The organism is Klebsiella sp. HMSC16A12, assembly GCF_001808265.1.
Classification (GTDB): domain Bacteria; phylum Pseudomonadota; class Gammaproteobacteria; order Enterobacterales; family Enterobacteriaceae; genus Klebsiella; species Klebsiella pneumoniae.
On the sequence record NZ_KV792647.1, the window covers coordinates 165,174 to 182,863 of the forward strand.

At 58.9% G+C, this 17,690-nt stretch carries 14 protein-coding genes; 1 reads left to right on the top strand and 13 read right to left on the bottom strand.

Annotated features, from left to right (window positions below; genetic code table 11):
- Positions 1–23: 23 nt before the first annotated feature.
- The 7 genes from HMPREF3140_RS24510 to cmoM form a co-directional block, all read right to left on the bottom strand.
- Positions 24–671 carry an MBL fold metallo-hydrolase gene (locus HMPREF3140_RS24510; protein WP_002898200.1) on the bottom strand — a complete coding sequence of 216 codons (648 nt, stop codon included), beginning with the start codon at positions 669–671 and terminating at the stop codon, positions 24–26.
- A gap of 13 nt (positions 672–684) precedes the next feature.
- On the bottom strand, positions 685–1,236 hold the full coding sequence (locus HMPREF3140_RS24515; RefSeq protein WP_002898198.1) for a YcbK family protein: 552 nt from the start codon (positions 1,234–1,236) through the stop codon (positions 685–687).
- Positions 1,237–1,538: 302 nt separating this feature from the next.
- Complete coding sequence (gene ldtD, locus HMPREF3140_RS24520; protein WP_032411201.1) at positions 1,539–3,329, bottom strand: L,D-transpeptidase; 1,791 nt, start codon at positions 3,327–3,329, stop codon at positions 1,539–1,541.
- 200 nt (positions 3,330–3,529) lie between these two features.
- Complete coding sequence (gene mukB, locus HMPREF3140_RS24525; protein ID WP_023302118.1) at positions 3,530–7,978, bottom strand: chromosome partition protein MukB; 4,449 nt, start codon at positions 7,976–7,978, stop codon at positions 3,530–3,532.
- Complete coding sequence (gene mukE / locus HMPREF3140_RS24530; protein WP_004150840.1) at positions 7,978–8,682, bottom strand: chromosome partition protein MukE; 705 nt, start codon at positions 8,680–8,682, stop codon at positions 7,978–7,980. The genes mukB and mukE overlap by 1 nt, the downstream gene beginning before the upstream one ends.
- Positions 8,663–9,985, bottom strand: coding sequence for a chromosome partition protein MukF (gene mukF / locus HMPREF3140_RS24535; protein WP_023286200.1), 1,323 nt, complete (start codon positions 9,983–9,985; stop codon positions 8,663–8,665). Before mukF ends, mukE begins: the two co-directional genes overlap by 20 nt.
- Complete coding sequence (gene cmoM / locus HMPREF3140_RS24540) at positions 9,982–10,782, bottom strand: tRNA uridine 5-oxyacetic acid(34) methyltransferase CmoM (RefSeq protein ID WP_002898187.1); 801 nt, start codon at positions 10,780–10,782, stop codon at positions 9,982–9,984. The genes mukF and cmoM overlap by 4 nt, the downstream gene beginning before the upstream one ends.
- Positions 10,783–10,903: 121 nt before the next feature.
- Between cmoM and elyC the strand changes: the two genes are divergently transcribed.
- Entirely contained in the window at positions 10,904–11,683 is a 780-nt protein-coding gene (elyC, locus tag HMPREF3140_RS24545) for an envelope biogenesis factor ElyC (protein ID WP_004141786.1), read from the top strand.
- On the opposite strand, the gene HMPREF3140_RS24550 is transcribed toward elyC, so the two are convergent.
- The 6 genes from HMPREF3140_RS24550 to msbA form a co-directional block, all read right to left on the bottom strand.
- On the bottom strand, positions 11,660–12,553 hold the full coding sequence (locus HMPREF3140_RS24550) for a YcbJ family phosphotransferase (RefSeq protein ID WP_002898182.1): 894 nt from the start codon (positions 12,551–12,553) through the stop codon (positions 11,660–11,662). The genes elyC and HMPREF3140_RS24550 overlap by 24 nt on opposite strands.
- Positions 12,554–12,690: 137 nt before the next feature.
- Positions 12,691–13,437: a 3-deoxy-manno-octulosonate cytidylyltransferase gene (gene kdsB, locus HMPREF3140_RS24555; RefSeq protein WP_002898180.1), complete on the bottom strand. Its 747-nt coding sequence runs from the start codon at positions 13,435–13,437 to the stop codon at positions 12,691–12,693.
- Positions 13,434–13,616: a protein YcaR gene (gene ycaR, locus HMPREF3140_RS24560; RefSeq protein ID WP_002898177.1), complete on the bottom strand. Its 183-nt coding sequence runs from the start codon at positions 13,614–13,616 to the stop codon at positions 13,434–13,436. Before ycaR ends, kdsB begins: the two co-directional genes overlap by 4 nt.
- Before the next feature lie 63 nt (positions 13,617–13,679).
- The gene (locus HMPREF3140_RS24565) at positions 13,680–14,909 is read right to left on the bottom strand and encodes a winged helix-turn-helix domain-containing protein (RefSeq protein ID WP_032411198.1); all 1,230 of its coding nucleotides are present in this window, start codon (positions 14,907–14,909) and stop codon (positions 13,680–13,682) included.
- A gap of 54 nt (positions 14,910–14,963) precedes the next feature.
- Positions 14,964–15,944 carry a tetraacyldisaccharide 4'-kinase gene (lpxK, locus tag HMPREF3140_RS24570; protein WP_019704634.1) on the bottom strand — a complete coding sequence of 327 codons (981 nt, stop codon included), beginning with the start codon at positions 15,942–15,944 and terminating at the stop codon, positions 14,964–14,966.
- Positions 15,941–17,689 (bottom strand): lipid A ABC transporter ATP-binding protein/permease MsbA, encoded by a 1,749-nt coding sequence (msbA, locus tag HMPREF3140_RS24575; RefSeq protein WP_002898170.1) that lies wholly within the window; start codon positions 17,687–17,689, stop codon positions 15,941–15,943. The genes lpxK and msbA overlap by 4 nt, the downstream gene beginning before the upstream one ends.
- Position 17,690: the final 1 nt, after the last annotated feature.

The following is a 17,690-nucleotide window of genomic DNA, read 5'->3' on the forward strand; positions in this document are numbered from 1 at the left end:
TTTATGTGTTCGCGTCATGTCTGTTACCAGACCGGCATCTCATCCTGCAGAAACGGATTATTACGGCGTTCCTCACCCAGCGTCGACAGCGGACCATGGCCGGGAATAAAGGTCACATCATCGCCCAGCGGCAACAGCTTTTCCTTGATAGCCGCAATCAGCTGCCCATGGTCGCCGCGCGGAAAATCGCTGCGTCCCACCCCGCCTTTGAAAATCACGTCTCCGGAGATCAGCAGTCGGGAGGCGTCATCAAAAAAGACCACATGGCCCGGCGTATGGCCCGGGCAGTGCAGCACCTGCAGCGCCACATTCCCCACATTGACCACATCGCCTTCATTGAGCCAGCGATCCGGACGCAGCGGTTGGCAATCCTCCAGGCCGAACATCCGGCTTTGCGCCGGTAATCCTTCCAGCCAGAACTCATCCTCTTTTTCCGGACCAATAACCGGTACGCCATAATGCTGCGCCAGTTCAGCCGCGGCGCCAACGTGATCGAGGTGGCCATGCGTCAGCAGGATCTGCATCAGCGTGACGCCAGCCTCCGCCACCACCGCTTTGATACGTTCAGCATCGCCGCCAGGATCGACCAGCGCCGCCAGCCGGGTTTGCCCGCACCAGATAAGAGAACAGTTCTGCGCGAACGCGGTAACCGGAATAATACGATAGTTCATGACGCTCCTTTCGTTACCAGTGCCTTACGGGACCGGTATCAATATGCACAAAGTTACTACGTGGGTAATATCCTACACCACCTGCGCGCATAGATAACGCCGCTTTGCGAATATTGCTTAACGAAATACCTTCAATATGGAAATCCATCGCCTGCCCCTTGGTGTGATAGCTGTGTTTCGCTACACCACGGCTTCGTGCGCGAAGCTCATCGTTGGTATCAAGGGAACGATAGCCAGAGATAAGCTGGACAGGTTTGTTGGTGCCAAGTAGTCCCTGCAACCGATAAAGATGATCGAACAGATTTGGATCGATGGACTTAATTTTATTCGCGCGATAGTCACGGAAAAAATGGTTAAGTCTTGCTAATTCATCCTGAATATAGCCTCTGCCATCGAAAAACTCCGCCCTGAGCGATTCACCGGTATGCAGGTTATTCAGCGTCAAAATACGCGGACGGGGGGTCGAGAGGGTGGCAAATGCCGGCGCAGGGAGAATGGCGGCAGCACCCAGCGCAGCGCCACCCAACGCCAGCAATCTGCGGCGATTAGCGTCAAATTTGTCCATGATAATCAGGTCTACAGTCAATGAATCGTTATATACTTTTTCCGCTTTGCGCGATGCCAGGATCAGCTCGCTATCGCTCGCCACGACCGAGATGTTGCCCGGCAAAGGAGAGCGTTCGCGCTAACCGCGCTACGCATTGAGCGGAATGATATGTATATGCACTTCTGGCGCACGAAAGGCACCTTACCGGGCATTATTGCCAACGTCAAGGCAGCCTCACCCCAGGAAAATCGGGCGCTGCAGAGGTGCAGCGCCCTTTTTTACCCAGTGCTAGGACAACAAAATCCATTGAACTACTTCATTTACCTGATTAATTGTTCCGCTTTCGTCAGAATTTGTGCGCTGGATCGCGCGGTGATATCGTAATTGTAAATATCTGTTCGATATTGTGTACGTCCATCAGCGTCCACAAACGCCGTTAAGTAATATAAATTCACCGGTATATTTTGCCGAATATTGACATAGCGCGTATCCCCCTGCTTCAGGGCGTCGGAAATGCGCGTGTCATTCCAGCCCGCGTCCTGCAGCAGCATATTGGCCAGCTCCGAGGCTTTATTGACCCTGACGCAGCCGGAACTGAGCGCACGGACATCCTTCTGAAACAGATTATGATTCGGCGTATCGTGCAGATAGATAGCATCCGAACTCGGCATATTAAACTTGTAACGCCCCAGTGAATTACGTGCCCCAGGCGCCTGCTGAAAACGGAACGGTAAATTGTTCTCGGTGATGGTTGACCAGTCAATCCGGTAAGGATCGATGGTCTCTTTACTGTTCCAGCCGCGCATCACGGTGTAGCCATGCTGCTCCAGATAGCCAGGATTATTACGCACCTTCGGCAGAATATCTTTGCGCGCCAGGGTGGGTGGTACGTTCCACGGCGGATTGACCACTACGTTGTTCAGCGCGCTGCTCATCATCGGCGTCTTGCGGTCCGGACGTCCGACGATCACCCGCGAGGCCAGCACCTGACTGCCGTCCTGGTAATAGACCAGCGAAAACGCGGGAATATTCACCATGATACCGGTCGATAGTTTGCCTGGCAGCAGACGTAGACGCTGAATGTTCAGCGCCAGCACGCCAGCGCGCTGCGCCGATGAGACATTGAGCCAGTCACGGGTGGATTGGCCGATGACCCCATCCGCCCCCAGCCCCTGCATGGCCTGAAAGCGCTTAACGCCCTCCACCAGCTGGCGATCGTACACACCGCGCGCCGCGGGCTTGCTCTTTTTCTTCGCCGAAGGACTCACCACGTCGCCGGGCAGAACGATATTGGCGGAATTTTCCAGCATCCCGGTACGCTGGAGGATCTCGCGCAGCGCGCCGATATCATTGCTCCATTCTCCCGGACGCAGCGAGCCGCTGCCGGTCATCTGCGGCCATGGACGTGAATCAGCCACCAGCGCCAGCAGCGACTGATGCATGGCCTCATACTGCGGATGACGCGGCGCCAGGCCGGCGATAAACGCCGGCAGGGAGCCATTATCCAGCGCCAGCTGCCACTGGTTAATCACCGACAGCGGCGGGGTCGCCATCTTGTACGGTGTCGAGCTATATAACCAGCGGGTCCCCTGGGTGGGGATGCCGCTGATAAAGTGCAGATAGCCCATCATGGCATCAGACAACACCACATCGCGCGCCATGCCGCTGACGGCAGGATCGGTCAGCAGACTGACCCAGGTGGTAAACTGCGGCTGAAAACCGGCGATGGCGATCTCCGCCAGCTGCTGCTGGAACGCCTGCACCGCCTCGCGGTTTTCCCACATCGGTTTCATATCCCTGGCGGCGTATAGCGAGACCAGCGGATTCATAAAGACGGGTTTGTAGCCAGCCGGCAATAGCGCTTCGATCTGGGCGCGACTGTTCGCCGCGGCTTCCATCGACAGCGGCTGCTCACCGGCCAGCTTCGCGACCGCCGGCGATTGCCCGTCGCTTTGCGACAGCGCGACGGAAAGCTCTCCAGGCGTAGCGGAGCTATCACCTGGTACGACTTCAGGCTCTGCGGCCTGGACATTGAACAGCGGAGCAAATGCCATTGCCAGGCTCAGACTGAGCGCTGACAATGGACGACCATACCGTTTCTTAAGCAACATCCCTTGCCCCCTGTTGTCACACATTGCCGCCCACAAATTCGTGGGCTTTAACACAGTATATAAAGACGAAAAGGCTTTTGCCTTACCTAATGTAAAGAAGCTTAAAGATTATACCACCCTGGCATAGCAAGCTAGATAGCAAAAAGGGCAACTTAACGTTGCCCTTTTCAGCGCTTACCCGCCAGTAGTGAGCTGCATCGTCAGGAGGCGTCGGCCGTTCCCGGCAGCGCTTCCGGCAGCGGCGCGGCAAACCCGCGCAGCCCCACGACGTGCACATGTTCGTGATTATTGAACACCTTACGCACCAGTTTATAGGTAGTGCCTTTTTCCGGACTGATGTTCTCCGGCGCTGCGATAATCAGCTGCATCTCCAGACGTTCGCACAGCTCGAAAAGGGTGGCGATGGAGCGGGCGTCGAGACGCGCCGCTTCATCGAGGAACAGCAGACGGCAAGGCGAGATATCCTTGCCGCGCAGGCGACGGGATTCATCTTCCCAACTCTGCACCACCATCACCAGAATCGACATCCCGGTACCGATAGCTTCCCCGGTAGACAGCGCGCCGGACTCCGCGCGCAGCCAGCCGTCGGAGCCGCGGTTAACTTCCACTTCCATCTCCAGATAGTTGCGGTAGTCGAGCAGCTCTTCACCGATGGTTTGCGGCGTGCGCTGCCCCATGTCGATCTGTGGGTTGAGACGCTGATAGAGCTTGGCCAGCGCCTCAGAGAAGGTCAGACGATTGCTGTTAAACAGATCCTGGTGCTGCTCATGCTGCTCGGAGAGCACGTCGAGCAGCATCGAGTGGGTCTCACGCACATTGACGTTCAAACGCACGCTGTTGACCTGGCCGAAGGAGACGCTCTGCAGACCCTGGTTGAGCATCCGGATACGGTTCTGCTCGCGCTGAATGGTTTTGCGAATAATGTTGGCCACGCTGCGGGAACTGATCGCCAGCTTCTGTTCACGGTTGGTCAGCTCTTCGGTCAGGCGGCTGAGCTCGATCTCCATCTGCTCGATCGCTTCCACCGGATCATCGGTGCGAATAATATCCTGACGAATACGCTCGCGCAGATGCTGGTATACGGCAACGAAGAACTGAATTTTGCGCTCCGGACGCTTCGGATCTTCCGAGATACGCAGCACGTCACGCAGATGTTCGTTATCGGCGACCGCCAGACGCAGCGCCCCCAGCGCCTTATCCGACATTGAACGCAGCTCATCGGCGGAGAGATAGGCCAGCTCGCGGCGATGCAGACGACGTTCGACGCCGTTGTCTTTCACCAGACGCATCACCGCGCACCAGCCCGCCTTGGCGGTCACCACCTGCTCGCGCATTTCGCAGTAATCGCGCTCCAGCTTGCGCAGTTTACGGGTCAAGTTGTCCATTTCCGCTTCGCAGAAGGTCAACGCTTTCTCCAGCTGATTGCGTCGGGAGCGGTTATTGCTCAGCTGCATGTGCAGCTCATCGCGACGCGCGCGAGCACGCTCTTCCGCGCCGGTGTCGGCGCGCACGCCAATGTCCTGCAACTCTTTATACAGATCGTTGAGCAGCTCTTTCTTGGTGTCATACGAGCTCTTCAGCGAGGCCAGCACCTGATTGTACTGACTAAGCTGCGCCGCATGGGCACGCATCGCGTCGCGCGCGCGGCTGCGTTCGGACTCCGCCTGCTCCAGACGCTGGCGCAGCTTCTCGTTGAGATCGCTGTTGCCGCTGAGCATTTCCGCCGAATCGGAGTAGCTGAAGTGGGCCCTGCGCTGCACAACTTCCGCCAGGGCAAAAGCCTGCTGACGCGCATCGCGCTGGGTTTGCTGCGCATAGGCGTAATCTTCTTTCAGCTGCTCAAACTGCTCCGGATCGCTCTGCAGCACCGAAACAATAGGCTCCAGCTTCGCCAGCTGGTTACCGTGCTGCTGAATAAAGCGCGCGGCCTCCTGCGCTTCGTCCAGACGTTCCTGGATCTCGTCCACGCGGTCGGCCAGCGTATCATCCGCCAGCAGGTTCAAGCGCGGCAGCAGGCGGTTGAGCGCCGACACGCCCTCTTTCGCCTGCTCGTACTGCACACGGTTCTGTTGGTTATCGCTTTCATGGGCGCTCAGCGCACGCTCCAGCTCGCCGCGGCGGCTGTTGAGTTTGCGGATCTCTTCTTCCGGATCGTCCTCGAAAGCCACCGCCAGATGGCTGCCGATAAAGCGGCTGAAGGCCTGGTGCAGGCGCTGGGTTTTCTGCACATCGAACGACAGGGTCGCAAAACGCTCTGACAGCGATTCACGCTCGGCATGCAGGGTTTCAATGCGGTTTTCACGTGCCGCGCGGCCAAACAGCGGCAGCGACGGGAAGCGCGAATAACGCCACTGGCGATCGGCAATCTTCACCACCACCGCTTTTTCCAGCTCGTCGACGCTGAATACGCTGTCATCGAAGGATTGCGGATCGCCTTCGATCAGATAGAGATCTTCCGGGCAATCTTCCAGTCCCTCAAGCTGCTCGGCTACCCGCGACAGATCCGGTACCACGATCGCATGGCGCGACGGACCGTACAGCGCGGAGAAGTACGGCGCATCGTCCAGGCTAACATCATCGTAGATCTCGGACAGCAGAACGCCGCCGAACCGTTCCGCCAGGGCGTTGAGGCGCGGATCTTCCGAACCGCCCGGCTGGCTAAGACGCTCGATTTCTTCGTCGATGGCGCGCTTGCGGGCGCCGACCTCGTCACGTTCAACGATAGCCTCTCGTTCACGCTCCAGCAGCTGCTGCAGGTATTCGGTGACCTCCTGGCCGGACGCAAACTGCTCGCCGCTTTGCTCGCACAGCTGGTTAAGGCTGTTCTGCGCCGCCAGCCAGACCGGCGCCCGACGCATCAGCGTCTGGGTACGCGACTGCAGTTGCTCCAGCTCCTGACGCAGCGCCATGCGCTGCTCCTGAGCATTGGAGACGCTGTCGGCCAGCGACGCGATGCGCGCTTCCAGCTCCTGATGCAGCGTTTCCAGATCGTCGATATCGTAGCGTTTACCCTGGCGTTTGCAGAACTCGGCCAGCTGACGCTCAGCGTCCTGCTGCTCGCGCAGGCGCTGTTCAAGCTCGTTGAGGCGGCTGCGCAGCCCCTGCGCCTGCTCGGCCTGGTGGCGCTGGTTCACGCCGTCGCGCAGCAATTCGCGCGCTACGTCCCAGGCTTCATTGCGCGCCAGCGGGCCGTTAATCGCCGCCACCAACTGGTAAGCCTGTTCAAACTGGCTGTGCGCGGTTTGCGCCACGCTCATTTTCTGTTCCAGCGACAGCATTTTCTCCGTCGCTTCCTGCTCTTTCGCCTGGAAGGTTTCCAGCCACTCGTCGGCGCTCTCCGGGGTCAGATCCGGCAGATGGCACAGCGCCTTCGCGCGCTCCAGCGCCTGCAGCGCCTGGTTATACTGAATGGCGCGGGTCTGCTGCACATCGAGCGCCTGCTGATAGTCGGCGAGCTGGCTTTTCAGCTCATCCACTTCCAGCTCGGCGGCCTCAGCGCGGGCTTCGTTCTCTTCCTGACGATCGACGGCTTCCGCCACCACTTCATTCTGCTCTTCCAGACGGATCTGCAGCTCGTCGAGATCCGCTTCGTAGCGCTCGATTTTTTCCTGCTGACGCAGCGCAGTCTGCACCAGGTTCAGGTGATCGCTGGCGGCCTGGTAATCGGCTTCCAGATCGCCCTCCGCGCCGTTATGCTCCTGCAGTTCGCGCGCCATGTCGACGTGCTTATACTGCTCAGCCGCCAGCTGCGAACGCGAGGTGAAGAGATCGCGGCGATACTCCAGCGCCTTATCCAGGTGAATGCGCCTCTCGTTGGCGTGACGCATATAGTCCGCCGCCACGTAGTTGGTGGCTTCGCTGATCAGGTGTTTAAACAGATCGCGGTCGGACTGGGTAACGCGAATGGCTTCCAGCGTCATGCGGTTTTCCCGCAGCGCCGCTTCCATATCCTGGAACGCTTTACGCACGCCGCTGTTTTCCGGCAGCAGGTAGTCGCGCAGCGAGCGGGTAATGGTGCTGGAGATCCCGCCGTACAGCGAGGCCTCAATCAGGCGGTAGTACTTGCTACGATCGGAGGCGGAACGCAGGCGACGCGCCACCACGCCCAGATCGAACATTAGCGAGTGATATTCGGTGATCGAGTTGAACTGTTTAAACTGGACCCCTTCCATCGCCTCGAGTTTATCTTTCAGCTCGTTGAGGCTCACGACGCGCGCCTGGCGATCGTTCAGCGTTTCGGTCAACAGCTGGGTCGGCAGGATAGAGGTCGGCAGTCCCTGAATGGCGAAAGGTTTAATATCGACTTTACGATCGCGCCCGGCGACCTGCTGCAGGCGCACGCCGACCACCACGCGCTGGTGGCGGGAGTTGATCACATCGAGTACCGAGTAACACACCCCGGCGCGCAGCTTACCGTGCAGGCCTTTATCGCGTGAGCCGCTGGTGGCCCCCGCTTCGGTGGTGTTACGGAAGTGCAGCAGGGTTAAATCCGGGATCAGCGCCGTGACGAAGGCCGCCATGGTCGTGGACTTACCCGCGCCGTTCCCCCCGGAGAGGGTGGTCACCAGTTCATCAAGATCAAAGGTCCGGGCAAAGAAGCCGTTCCAGTTAACCAGCGTTAGCGAGCGAAACTTACCGCGTTCAATCATTACTCTTCCTCCCCGCTATCCGGCTGGTTTTCTTCATTCTCATCATTGAGCTGCAGGTGATTTTCCAGGGCCATCGCTTCCCCGTCGCGGATCAGACGGCGCTGCGCTTCGCGCGGGTCGTCGCCGGCGCGCACATCGGCGCCAAAGCGGAATACCGATTCGGTAATGCGAAACTTGCTGCTATCGTGGCCCATAAACCACACCATCCCCAGACGGCGTAAGCGGTTAAGCGAGGCCCGCATTTTTTCCTGCAGCTTCTGGCGGTCCAGATCCGAACCGGTGGAACGGTTGTTCACCAGCTTCAGCAGCCTGGATTCATCGGCCAGGGTCAGCAGCTCGTCATAGAGCTCCTGCTGGGTAAAAATCCCTTCGTTCGCCAGGCGCTCCGGGCTGAGATAGAGATAGCAAAGAATTTTGCCTACCATCATATCCAGCTCGGACAGTACCGAGCGCGAAATCAGCGTGGTGGACCGCGGGCGCAGGTAGAAGAATCCCTCCGGCGCGCGGATCAGCTCGACGTTATAGCGAGCGTAAAACTCTTCCAGGTAATCCTGAAAATCCATCAAAAATGCGTGATTATCCAGCTCGTCGAGACCGATATGACGGCCCGCGCGCAGGGCGCTGTCCAGCGCCGGAAATAACGGATTGGCCAACGCCTGCGCCAGCTTAACCGGCATCACTTGTTCAATATTTGTCAATGACATGCGCCTGTACCTTGGCTCCGTAATCATTAATCGGCTGCCATTTTGCCGGCAGTCCGGTGAAATCTGCCTGGGCGACGCCCAGCTGTACCGCCTGATCCACGACGATCCGCGCCACGTCGAAGTGACGCCCGCGCGGATACTGCGCCAGGAACTCCCGTGCCACCAGGCCGAGATCCAGCGGTATTCCTTTCTCTTTATAGACCACCAGCTGCGCTTCGATCAGCGCCGCCAGCTGCTCGCGAATTTCGTTAAACTCTTCAAATTCGAGGTCCGCCGGCAGCTCGCCGGTGACCTCTTCATCGCGCAGGGCCATCTCTTCATCGCGCATATCCAGCAGGCGGTCGGCGTTGGCGTAAGTTAGCGCCCACGGTTCATCAAAATAGGTCTGTACCGACTGGCGCAGACGCTGGGCGAAGACGCGGTTCTTATCCATATCGATAGCGGTACGGATAAACTTGTGCACATGGCGGTCGTAGCCGATCCACAGGTCAATCGCCTGCTGACCCCAGCTGACGATGCGGTCGAGCTTGCTTTGCAGATCGAACACCAGCCGATCGACAAAATGGAGATCGTCGCGCGCCATGGTCGAGTCCTGAATGCGCAGCAGGTTCGCCTGCAGCTTATCCCCTGCCGCATCCAGCGTATCCTGCAGTTCGCGCAGGGTGCCGGAGGTTTCCGACAGCAGCAGTTCACAGCTGGAAATCGCCGCGCGCCAGTCTTTATTCAACAACTGCGCGATATCGTCTTTCACCAGCTGCTGCTGCTCATCCATAATGCGCTGCGTCAGGTCGATGCTGTCGAAAATTTCCGCTACGGAATACTTCAGCGGCGCAAAAACGTTGCGATGCCAGTGGAATTCATCACCGCCCTCTTCCGCGGCGTCCGCCGCGCGCTTCAGCTCGCCGGCGACGATCGACAGCTGCATCGAGAGACGCAGCGTCGAGAATTCGCGCTGACGGATATAATAATCGGTGATCCCAATCCCCAACGGCGTCAGGCGATAGATCGCATTGCCTTCGGTAATTTCGCTGGTAAAGCGGTTCAGCAGACGCTGGCGCACCAAATCGTTGATCGCGTTATTGGCGCGCTGGCTGATGGTTTCGCTGGTCTGCTCAAACGCATCACTGACGTGGCGGAACGCATCCACCAGTTCACCCTCGCTCATTTCCCCTTCCAGTCGTTCACCATTCAGAGTGGCGATCGCCAGCAGGAAAGAGAGTCTGTCGACCGGTAGCGAGATTGAAAAATCATTTTTTCTGGCCCAGGCAACCAGTTCGGGGACTGTCTGGGAAAATTCACTCATACTTTATCCTTGCATCTGCGGCTATGAGCCTGGCTCTTAAGCGCGGTGACATGAATATAACGGCCCAGGCTGAGATACGGCTCCTGACGACAGTAGCGCGTCTCCAGCGCCAGCAGCGCCGCATAGCTGTCATGCTGTTGGCGTTTTTCACGCAGATAATCATGAAACACCCGCACGCCGGTTTTGCTGACGATCTGCCAGCCAATCTCTTCCAGCCAGTGATAAACCTGCTGTGGTTCACGCGGATAATCCGGCGACAGCGTGCGTTTTTTCTTTTTTGGCATGCCCAGTTGAACGTAATCAAAATTACCGGCAACCATATTGTGCATCAACAGGCCGTTAGCATTGTAGAACATCAATGACAGTCCACCGCCAGCACGCAGCGTCGACCACAGGGTATGCAGTATTTCCTGGGGCTCCGCCACCCACTCCAGCACCGCATGAAACAGTACCAGATCGACCGGGCTTTCCAAATGCTGCGCAATATCCTGAGCCGCGCATTGTACAAAATGCATGTTGTCGATCACACCTTTATCGGCGGCCGCCTGGCGGGCGCGAGCCACCATCTCAGCGGAGAGATCGCACAGCGTCACGTGATGGCCCAGTTGCGCGACTTTGATGGCCGTTTGCCCTTCCCCGCCGCCGGCATCCAGCACCCTCAGCGGTCCCGGCCCCAGCTGCGCCAACAGCGGTTCCAGATCCTGCCAGAGGATCGCCTGACGCAACTGGCCTTTTGTGGTGCCGTAAATATTGCGCGAAAACTTTTCAGCAATGTCATCGAAATTGCGATCCTGCACGAGTGACTCCACAAGCCAACACAAAACCGCTATTTTGTCATACCCGCGCCGAGAATGAAGCGATCTGTTATAAGATCCGAACATAACTTTGGTTATATGGTTAAAAAAGGAACCATCTGGCATGCTTTTCACGCTAAAAAAGATCGTCGGCGGCCTGCTGTTGCCGCTACCCGCCTTACTGTTGCTGATCGGTATCGGGATCGCGCTGTTATGGTTCAGCCGCTTTCAGCGTACCGGAAAGCTATGCGTGAGCCTCGGCTGGCTGCTGCTGACGCTGCTGAGCCTGCAGCCCGTGGCCGACAGCCTGCTAAAACCGATTGAAGATACCTACCCCACCTGGCGCGGCGAGCAGCCGGTGAACTACGTGGTGGTGCTGGGCGGCGGCTATACCTGGAATCCGGAGTGGGCGCCAAGCTCTAATCTTATCAATAACAGCCTGCCGCGCCTGACGGAGGGCATCCGCCTGTGGCAGGCGAATCCCGGTTCGAAAATGATCTTTACCGGCGCGGCGGCGAAAACGAACCCCGTCAGCACGGCGGAAGCCGGGGCGAGAGTGGCGGAGAGCCTTGGCGTACCTCGCAGCGATATCATTGTGCTCGATCGGCCGAAAGATACAGAAGAGGAAGCGCTGGCGGTGAAGCGCGCCATCGGCGACGCGCCCTTCCTGCTGGTCACCTCGGCGTCACACCTTCCGCGGGCGATGATATTCTTTCGCCATGCCGGCCTGGATCCGCTTCCCGCGCCGGCCAATCAGCTGGCGGTGACCTCGCCGCTCAATCCGTGGGAGCGGGCCATTCCTTCTCCAGTGTGGCTGATGCACAGCGACCGGGTCGGCTATGAAACCCTTGGTCGCGTCTGGCAATGGCTGAAAGGCAGCTCAGGCGAGCCAGGGCAGGAGTGATTTTGCAGCGAGGTCAAAACGGGCGCGATCAAAGCGCCCGGTGTTGACCAGACTATCCACCTCATCCCACAGCAGATAAAGCCAGCGCCGCCAGACAAAGGCCTCGGAAACTGGCGCCTGCTGCAGGTAGCGCCACAGCAGCTGTTCCGCCTGGCCGCCTTCAGCAAGGCGGAACAGTTCATACTCGCGTGGCGCCCACAGCATCATCCCCGGCCCCACCATCGCCAGCAGCTGATCGCTGCGCGGATCTTTTAGCATGCTGCGCAGAGTGAAGTTGCCATGCACCAGCACAGCATTATCATTGAAATCGCGGAATAGCTCCGGAAGGCACTCGCGGGAGCGGAACAAAAGGCGCTTATCCTGCATGGTGAGACCGGTGTCCTGATACAGGTTCAGGGTGCTCCACAATATCTCTACCCGCTGGCGGTACCAGTTCGGCCATAGGTTTTCCTGGGTATTGTCGACCATTCCCACGCAGCCGCCACTGTCCTGCCGATGCCACGCCAGCAGCGCCTCGACGATTTGCTCCTGCAGTTGCTCCCAGCGCGCCGGGGTGCGCGTCGGCGCCTCCACCGGTACGCCGCGCAGGCGCTCAAGCAACAGCACATCTGGTCCGGGATGTTCTTCGTGCGTCATGACGCCATAAACCACCGGCATACGCACCGTACCATTACGCGCCAGGGTCGAGATCTTCCATGCCAGCTGCCGCGCCACGCCGGGCGTGGTGAAACTTCGCGCCAGCAGCGGCATCGGGTTTCCCTGCGCATCGTACAGGAACCACAGCGCCGTAGCGGCTTGTTCACTGACACACTCCACCCGGCTTAGCTTTTCGCCAAGAAGATGACTGAGTTCGGTTCGCAACTGTTCCATTGTCGATTACCCCTATGAACACTACTGGTTTCATAATGAGCGCCCGCACCTGGGTTGTCATCGGATAAGATCAAAAAGGGGTAAAAAAAGCAAAAAACCGACGGGGATATCCCCTCCAGCAAGGAGGGGACAGAGGGCTAACGCAGCTCAGCGCGGACGCGCTCCAGATCTTCCGGGGTATCCACGCCGGTGCCGGGCACTTCGGCCGCCACGGCGACATGGATTTTCTCGCCATACCACAGCACTCGCAGCTGCTCGAGCATTTCAATCTGCTCCAGCGGGCTCGGCGCCCAGCTGACATAGCGGCGGATAAAGCCGGCGCGATAGCCATAGATGCCGATGTGACGCAGCAGGGAGTCACCGATGGTCTCGCGGGATTGGGCAAAGCGATCGCGATCCCAGGGAATAGTCGCGCGGGAGAAATAGAGCGCGTAACCCTTGGCATCCATCACCACTTTGACCGCATTCGGGTTAAACGCCTCTTCCGCATCATGGATCGGTACCGCCAGGGTCGCCATTCCGCTGCTGCTGGCAGCCAGATTCTCCGCCACCTGGCGGACAATCGCCGGGGGGATCATCGGCTCATCGCCCTGAATATTGACGATAATGGTGTCATCGCTGAACGCACACTTTTCCACCACTTCCGCCAGCCGTTCGGTGCCGGACTGATGGTCGGCGCGGGTCATACAGACCTCGCCGCCGGCGGCTTCAACCGCCCGGGCGACATCTTCGTGATCGGTGGCGACAATAATGCGATCCGCGCCGGATTCGCGAGCGCGCTCCAGCACATGGACAATCATCGGCTTACCATTAATGTCCTGCAGTGGTTTTCCCGGCAGGCGCGTGGAGGCGAAACGCGCAGGAATAATGACCACGAAACTCATGAGTGACTCTCTTCTAGCGCCAGCGGACGCGCCTCTGTCTCCAGCAGCACCGGGATACCGTCGCGCAGCGGAAACGCCAGGCTATCAAGTTTGCAAATAAGTTCTTGCTTATCCTGACTGTAATACAGCTTGCCGTTACAGACCGGGCAGGCGATGATTTCAAGTAAACGGTGATCCATGTTTCCTCCTGATGGACCGGATAGATTTCTCAGCAGCATATCACAGGAAGGCAGGCGCCGGGATCAATCGGCGTCGATTTCCCACCCCTGCTCCTGGCCGACAAACAGCCCTTCCGGCAGGCGTCGGCACAGGATCCGCTCTGCCGATTGCCAGCGTGCGAAGTCGTTAATCGCCCGGCGTAGCCCCTGCTCCAGACCACGGGTGATCTTCACCCCCTCCTCCAGCCACAGAGCGAAGATCTCCAGCTCCCGGCTTTTGCGATGTATTTTACTGTCCATCCGCCCGACCAGTTTTCCCTGGTGCAGCAGAGGCAGTACGAAGTAGCCATACTGACGCTTCGGCGCCGGGGTATAACACTCCAGGCGATAGCTGAAGTTGAACAGCTGCTCAGCGCGTTTCCGATCCCAGACCACCGGGTCGAAGGGCGAGAGCACGGCGCTATGGCTGGCGGTCAGCTTACCGCCGGGCGCGGTCTCCAGCTGCGCCAGCGCCTCGAGATGCAGCCACATCTCGCCGAGTGCTTCCACGTTAACCGGCACCACCAGCCCCTCTTCCTGCCAGGCCGCCAGCAGACCCGGTAGCGACGGCTGGCGCAAGCGATAGTAATCGGCCAGCCACTGGGCGCGGAAGATGCCGAGACTACGGGCGCTATTGCGCAACATAATGGCCTCTGCGTCTTCGCGGGAGAGCGCGTCGCGCTCGTCGTCCCAGTCCGGCATCACCCGCCGGGTTAGATCATACACGCGGTGAAAATTGCGCCGCTCCACCACCATCACTTCGCCGGCGGTAAACAGCCCTTCCAGGTGGCGCTTATGCGGTTTCCACTCCCACCAGCCGCTGGCGCCTTTGCGCGGGTGGGTAAAATCCGCCGAGCGAACCGGGCCGTTTTGCCCGATATGCGCCACCAGCTCGGCAATACTCCCGGCATGCTCCTCCATCCACGCGCGATGGTATTTCCAGCCCATATTGTCGGGATTCAACATGCGATGGCGCACCAGGGCGAAATCGCTGCGCGGCAGAAAGCAGGCTTCATGCGCCCAGTATTCCATTAGCTCGCCGTTGCGCAGCGACTCATCCAGCCAGTGCTGCGGATAGCTGCCAAGACGGCTGAACAGCACCAGGTAGGGGCTGCGGGCCACCACGTTGATGGTATCGATTTGCAGCAGCGACATCTGCTGGATGGTGGAAAGAATGTCTTTCGGGCGAGCGCGACGTCGGGGCTTCTTTAACAACCCCTGCGCCGCGAGATGGAGGTGGCGCGCCTCGTTAAGCGATAGTTGCAATACCGACATGCAGGTTCTCCGTCAGGAATTCCAGCACAGCGGCGAGCAAAGCCGGCGCGTCAGTTAACGTTGCGCCAACGTCGCTAAGTCCGCAAGCAACCGCTGTGCGCGTTCATCGGCCATTATGGCGTCGACCGGTAAATACCACCAGTTTGCAGCGGCGAAATCGCGACATTTCACGGCATCTTTCTCGGTCATCAGCAGCGTCTGATCGGCGGTCACCAGGGCGGCGACATCATCCTGGCTCAGCGCCTGATGGTCCGCCAGCGCCACGGTTTTGACCGGCTGGACGCCGCAGCTTTCGAGGGTGGCGAAGAAGCGCGGCGGATGGCCGATGCCGGCCATCGCCACTACGTTCGTGAAGGTGGAGACATCGCGACGTTCGCCGGTAAGCAGGTTAACCGCCATCCCTGGGCGCAACCGCATCGGGATCTCACCCGGACGCGCCACGCCGCCGTTAACGATAACCGCATCAACGCTTTGCAAGCGCGACGCCCGCTCGCGCATCGGCCCGGCAGGCAGCCACCAGCCGTTGCCAAAGCGGCGCACGCCGTCAATAACGACAATTTCTCTGTCCCGCGCGAGCTTATAGTGCTGCAACCCGTCGTCGGTCACAATCATCTGCAGATCGTGCGCGCTGAGCAATGCTTTTACCGCGTCGCTGCGTAGCGGAGCGACAGCGACCGGGGCACCGGTACGCTGATGGATCAACACCGGTTCATCACCCGCCAGCGCCGTACTGGTTCTGTCGTCCAACACCAGCGGATAGCGTTCAGCTTTACCGCCGTAGCCGCGAGACACGACGCCAACGCGAATACCGCGCTGCTGCAGCTGCTCCACCAGCCAAATCACCACCGGCGTTTTGCCATTGCCGCCAGCGGTCAGGTTACCAACCACCACCACCGGCACCGGCGCGCGCCAGGCTTTTTGCCACCCCAGCCGATAGCTGAGGCGAATCACCCCGCTCACCAGGCCATACAGCCAGGAGAGCGGCAGCAGCAGGCGCCACAGCGGCGATTCCCCGGACCAGATGCGCGCGATCATTCGCCGAATTGCATCTTATGCAGCTGGGCGTACACGCCCTTATGCTCCAACAGGTCATGGTGCGTTCCGCGCTCCACGATCCGCCCGTCTTCAACCACCACGATTTCATCAGCCTGCTCAATGGTCGACAGACGGTGAGCAATAACCAGCGAGGTACGGTTTTTCTGCAGCTCATCCAGCGCCGCCTGAATGGCACGCTCGGACTCGGTATCCAGCGCCGAGGTGGCTTCATCGAGGATCAGGATCGGGCTGTTACGCAGCAGCGCGCGGGCAATAGCAATACGCTGGCGCTGGCCGCCGGACAGCATCACGCCATTCTCGCCGATGATGGTATCCAGACCATTATCCATCTTGTTGATGAAATCCATGGCGTAGGCCATGCGCGCGGCCTCTTCAATCTGCTCGCGGCTGTACTCTTCGGTACGGGCATAGGCGATATTGTTGGCGACGGTATCGTTGAACAGATGCACGTTTTGTGAAACCAGCGCCACCTGGTCGCGCAGCGAGCTCAGCTTGTACTCGCGCAGGTCGTGGCCATCCAGCAGGATCTGCCCCTCGTCGACATCGTAGAAGCGGGTGATCAGGCTGGCAATGGTCGATTTACCCGACCCTGAGCGCCCCACCAGCGCCACGGTTTTCCCTTCCGGGATATCGAGATTGATATTGCGCAGCGCGGCCACTTCGCGACCCGGGTAGGTAAAGGTGACGTTCTCGAACTTGAGATTGCCTTTCGCCCGCTCAATGACCCGCGTACCTTCGTCTTTTTCCTGCTCGGAATCGAGGATCGCAAACAGCGTCTGGCACGCCGCCATCCCGCGCTGGAACTGGGCATTGACGTTGGTCAGCGACTTCAGCGGACGCATCAGCGCAATCATCGAGGAGAAGACCACGGTAATGGTCCCGGCGGTCAGGGTGTCCATCACGCTCGGGAAGCTGGCGGCATACAGGACAAAGGCCAGCGCCAGGGAGGCGATAAGCTGAATGATCGGGTCGGAGATAGACGAGGCGGAAACCATCTTCATCCCCTGCAGACGCATTTTATTGCTGACTTTATCAAAACGTTTGGTTTCCACTTCCTGGCCGCCAAACATCAGCACCTCTTTGTGCCCTTTCAGCATCTGCTCGGCGCTGGTGGTGACCTGCCCCATCGTGTTCTGCATATTCTTACTGATATTGCGAAAACGCTTGGAGACCACGCGGATCGCCACCGACACAATCGGCGCCAGTACGATCAGGATCAGCGACAGCTGCCAGCTGTAATAGAACATCATCACGAACAGACCGATAATCGATGCCCCTTCGCGGACCACGGTGATCAGCGCGCTGGAAGAGGAGGAGGCGACCTGCTCAGAATCATAGGTGATGCGTGACAGCAGCGTCCCGGTAGACTGCTTGTCAAAGAAGGCCACCGGCATACCCATCATGTGGCCGAACAGGCGACGACGCATGGTCATCACCACTTTGCCGGAAACCCAGGAAATACAATAGCTCGAGATGTAGCTGGTGATCCCACGCAGCACCATCAGGCCGATAACCACCAGCGGCATCCATAGCAGCACTGAGCGATCCGTTTTACCAAAACCATCATCCAATAACGGTTTAAGAAGCGATAACATGAAGGTGTCACTGCCCGCGTTAAGCACCAACGCCACCGCCGCTACGATTAGCCCGGCTTTAAACGGCGCGATAATCGGCCAAAGTCGGCGGAAGGTCTGCCACGTGGAGAGATCTTTATCGTTCTGCATT

Excerpts from the sequence above, each read along its gene's own strand:
- HMPREF3140_RS24510 (WP_002898200.1), bottom strand. The coding sequence starts at position 671 with ATGAACTATCGTATTATTCCGGTTACCGCGTTCGCGCAGAACTGTTCT.
- HMPREF3140_RS24515 (WP_002898198.1), bottom strand. The coding sequence starts at position 1,236 with ATGGACAAATTTGACGCTAATCGCCGCAGATTGCTGGCGTTGGGTGGC.
- ldtD (WP_032411201.1), bottom strand. The coding sequence starts at position 3,329 with ATGTTGCTTAAGAAACGGTATGGTCGTCCATTGTCAGCGCTCAGTCTG.
- mukB (WP_023302118.1), bottom strand. The coding sequence starts at position 7,978 with ATGATTGAACGCGGTAAGTTTCGCTCGCTAACGCTGGTTAACTGGAAC.
- mukE (WP_004150840.1), bottom strand. The coding sequence starts at position 8,682 with ATGTCATTGACAAATATTGAACAAGTGATGCCGGTTAAGCTGGCGCAG.
- mukF (WP_023286200.1), bottom strand. The coding sequence starts at position 9,985 with ATGAGTGAATTTTCCCAGACAGTCCCCGAACTGGTTGCCTGGGCCAGA.
- elyC (WP_004141786.1), top strand. The coding sequence starts at position 10,904 with ATGCTTTTCACGCTAAAAAAGATCGTCGGCGGCCTGCTGTTGCCGCTA.
- HMPREF3140_RS24550 (WP_002898182.1), bottom strand. The coding sequence starts at position 12,553 with ATGGAACAGTTGCGAACCGAACTCAGTCATCTTCTTGGCGAAAAGCTA.
- kdsB (WP_002898180.1), bottom strand. The coding sequence starts at position 13,437 with ATGAGTTTCGTGGTCATTATTCCTGCGCGTTTCGCCTCCACGCGCCTG.
- ycaR (WP_002898177.1), bottom strand. The coding sequence starts at position 13,616 with ATGGATCACCGTTTACTTGAAATCATCGCCTGCCCGGTCTGTAACGGC.
- HMPREF3140_RS24565 (WP_032411198.1), bottom strand. The coding sequence starts at position 14,909 with ATGTCGGTATTGCAACTATCGCTTAACGAGGCGCGCCACCTCCATCTC.
- lpxK (WP_019704634.1), bottom strand. The coding sequence starts at position 15,944 with ATGATCGCGCGCATCTGGTCCGGGGAATCGCCGCTGTGGCGCCTGCTG.
- msbA (WP_002898170.1), bottom strand. The coding sequence starts at position 17,689 with ATGCAGAACGATAAAGATCTCTCCACGTGGCAGACCTTCCGCCGACTT.